This window comes from Psychrobacter phenylpyruvicus DSM 7000 = NBRC 102152 (assembly GCF_000685805.1).
In the GTDB taxonomy this organism is placed as follows: domain Bacteria; phylum Pseudomonadota; class Gammaproteobacteria; order Pseudomonadales; family Moraxellaceae; genus Psychrobacter; species Psychrobacter phenylpyruvicus.
Genome location: NZ_JMKP01000087.1, coordinates 1 through 1,613 on the forward strand (window position 1 = coordinate 1; position 1,613 = coordinate 1,613).

Sequence of the window (1,613 nt, forward strand, 5' to 3'; positions counted from 1 at the left end):
TTTTAAGGCTTCGTTAAAGTCAAAGTTTTGCATGGTGTCATTCCTTGTTTTTTACATAGTTTAGGGGAATGACACAGAATTTTGAACACTACCTTAGCAGCTATGTTTGCGGGTCAACTCTTAGATGCGCCTAAATTGAAGGATATTCCTCAATCAATTCGTTCACTTGCTGATGAGTCTAATAAAGTTAAAAAGTCACCCGTAGGTATGCTGTTTAATGTGAGTAAAAAAAGTACTCAATAATAAAGCTTTGGCTAGGCTTTTAGCCTAGCATAATGCTTTAAAGAAAAAACTGTAAATAGAAATTAAACCTATCAAAATCATTTTTTTAGAGAAACCTAAAAACCTTCAAATTTTAAAGCAAAATAGTCACAACTCACTACATACTATATTCTACAACCACATGCTCGCCATCTGAAAACATACTATACTAAATTAAACCACCTCAAAACTCTTATATGTTATCCATAATGGGTATTAAGGGCCACCTTTAATAATTAGTGAGCTTGATACCTCAGCAATCTGACAAATTAACTTTTAAGCGTTCAAAACCTACTTACGTATAAACACTACATACCTATCTAATCGATTAAGCTGGATTGATACAACCAACGTTTTGGATTTTAATAAAAGCGAGTATATATTATGATAGTTTCATTAAACTTATTGATAGTAATGAGTTCACTTTAATAACGTGGTAAATTAATAGTGATAAATTAAAATTTTGCAGTATCAGAACCAAAGTATAACTGTTTGAATTTAGGAAAATACGAAGTTGAATTTAGGAAAATACGAAGTCTATCAAGGAGAATTGGATGCCTAGCAAGAATATAGCGTTAGTCTCGATGTTTATGATTTTTGAGTGCTTATGCTTCCACTAATTCCAATGCAACTACAACCAACAACCCCGCTACAACCACCTTTATTAATTCTAGTACAACTTCAACTAATAACCACACTGCAGATACAGCCAATGCGGTCAGTTCTGATAATGAGCTTGCAGACCAGTCAATTGAGGACTTAAAGCAGGGTATTGCTGATAAGCACCCTTTAAACTATTTTATTTTGGCCGCTAAGTTATTCAATGAAGGCAGTTTTGATGAGGCAGTGAAATGGTATTATGTTGGTCAAATCAGGTTTAGAGCTTACCTTGAAGCCAATCCAGATCTGGAGCAATCAGATGATCCTGCGCTGTTTTATGCCCTGCGGTATTCACTAGGTACTCCCATTAATCAGTACGCTGGCCAAAACGTTGATAATTGGGCCAGACTTATCGAAGAAGCCTATAAATGGCATAGCGATAACCCCAATGGTTTTACCCCAAAATCAAGCCATAAACAAATCTATCAAGAAATAGAATCTGGCATGTTGGAGCTTCGGGATTATGTTTTGGAAAACAAAGAAGAAATCCGCAGACAAAGAGCTGAGAATGGCTTAAACAATAGTCATTAGCTAGTTTTAATAGGGCTTTAAAAGTAGGGGGGCACAAGTAAAGTAGGCAATAGTTGAACGCTTTAGCTTGAACCGCCCCGGGATTGTCGGAGACTCAATTTTCTGAGAGAATACGACAATGAAAACACGAAACTATACCCCTGAAATGAAAGAGCGAGCCG

Annotated in this window: 2 protein-coding genes; both read left to right on the forward strand. The window is 36.0% G+C overall.

The genetic code is table 11. The features are described 5' to 3' along the window. Window positions 1-81 precede the first annotated feature (81 nt). Window positions 82-243 carry a hypothetical protein gene (locus tag G561_RS15425; RefSeq protein ID WP_155954133.1) on the forward strand — a complete coding sequence of 54 codons (162 nt, stop codon included), beginning with the start codon at window positions 82-84 and terminating at the stop codon, window positions 241-243. 615 nt (window positions 244-858) lie between these two features. Continuing rightward, entirely contained in the window at window positions 859-1,452 is a 594-nt protein-coding gene (locus tag G561_RS14850) for a hypothetical protein (RefSeq protein ID WP_051584574.1), read from the forward strand. The last annotated feature ends 161 nt before the right edge of the window (window positions 1,453-1,613 follow it).